This is a genomic window from Bartonella sp. AA97HXZ (assembly GCF_042196985.1).
GTDB lineage: Bacteria > Pseudomonadota > Alphaproteobacteria > Rhizobiales > Rhizobiaceae > Bartonella.
Genome location: NZ_JBHIRC010000061.1, coordinates 581 through 1,806, shown reverse-complemented (window position 1 = coordinate 1,806; position 1,226 = coordinate 581). Strand labels below are relative to the sequence as shown.

The 1,226-nt window shown below is 44.0% G+C and carries 3 protein-coding genes and 1 pseudogene; 3 read left to right on the top strand and 1 reads right to left on the bottom strand.

Annotated elements, in window-relative coordinates; translation table 11 throughout:
- Nucleotides 1-491: 491 nt before the first annotated feature.
- Nucleotides 492-833 carry a F0F1 ATP synthase subunit A gene (gene atpB / locus ACFINE_RS09645; protein ID WP_375621879.1) on the top strand — a complete coding sequence of 114 codons (342 nt, stop codon included), beginning with the start codon at nucleotides 492-494 and terminating at the stop codon, nucleotides 831-833.
- A gap of 30 nt (nucleotides 834-863) precedes the next feature.
- Here the strand turns inward: atpB and ACFINE_RS09640 are convergent, their stop codons facing one another.
- On the bottom strand, nucleotides 864-1,052 hold the full coding sequence (locus tag ACFINE_RS09640; RefSeq protein WP_375621877.1) for a hypothetical protein: 189 nt from the start codon (nucleotides 1,050-1,052) through the stop codon (nucleotides 864-866).
- On the opposite strand from ACFINE_RS09640, the gene ACFINE_RS09635 reads away from it, so the two are divergent.
- On the top strand, nucleotides 1,013-1,129 hold the full coding sequence (locus tag ACFINE_RS09635) for a cytochrome c oxidase subunit 3 (RefSeq protein ID WP_375621878.1): 117 nt from the start codon (nucleotides 1,013-1,015) through the stop codon (nucleotides 1,127-1,129). The two genes, ACFINE_RS09640 and ACFINE_RS09635, sit on opposite strands and share 40 nt — an antisense overlap.
- A gap of 34 nt (nucleotides 1,130-1,163) precedes the next feature.
- Nucleotides 1,164-1,226 (top strand): annotated as a pseudogene (rplC, locus tag ACFINE_RS09630) (50S ribosomal protein L3); the annotation flags it as partial.

Below are 1,226 nucleotides of genomic sequence, written 5' to 3'. Positions count from 1 at the left end.
TAGATACATCCACATGATTTATCACTATCACAACAACACTCCCTACACTATATCTTATTACACAATTAAAACTGCTAAACATACACTACCATCAACCCCCCCCGACAAAAAAACTCTCATAAGCAAGCCCCCAATAGCTACTGACAACTAAAATGAACGAAAATCTGTTTACCCTATTCGCAACTCCAATAATCCTAAATCAACCTGCCACAATCCCCATCATTATATTTCCCATATTATTAATCCCAACGTCCAAACATCTCATTAACAACCGACTAATCACTATCCAACGCAACCTAGTACTATTCACTCTAAAACAAATAATAATAACCCATAATGCTAAGGGGCGAACCTGATCTCTAATACTAATATCCCTAATTACCTTTATTACCACAACTAACCTTCTGGGACTCCTACCCCATTCATTTACACCCACCACCCAACTATCCATAAACCTCGCTATAGCAATCCCCTTATGAGCTGCCACAGTAATCACAGGCCTTCGCTTTAAAACCAAAAGCTCCCTAGCTCACCTCCTACCACAAGGCACACCAACATTACTCATCCCCATACTAGTAATAATCGAAACCATTAGCCTGGTCATCCAACCAGTAGCCCTAGCCGTACGCTTAACTGCTAACATTACGGCTGGTCACCTGCTAATACACCTAGTTGGAAACGCAACACTAACACTACTAACTATCAGCCCCCCCGCTACTTCACTGATCTTCACACTCCTGACACTACTCACCATCCTAGAAATCGCAGTTGCTCTAATCCAAGCCTACGTTTTCACACTTCTAGTTAGCCTTTATTTACACAACAACACCTAATGGCCCACCAATCCCATGCTTACCACATAGTCAAACCCAGCCCCTGACCACTAGCAGGGGCTCTATCAGCCCTTCTAACAACATCCGGCTTAGCCATATGATTTCACTTCTATTCCACCACTCTATTAACACTAGGTCTACTAACCACAACACTAACCCTTCACCAATGATGACGCGATATCGTACGAGAAAGCACTTATCAAGGACATCACACGACACCCGTTCAAAAAAACCTTCGATATGGCATAGTCCTATTCATTATCTCAGAAGTCTTCTTCTTTACCGGGTTCTTCTGAGCATTCTACCACTCAAGCCTAGCCCCATGGGGTCACCAGTCGTTGGCACACCAAGAAGCTGCCCCGCAAGACCCACCGAGGTCTGCGCAAGGTGGCC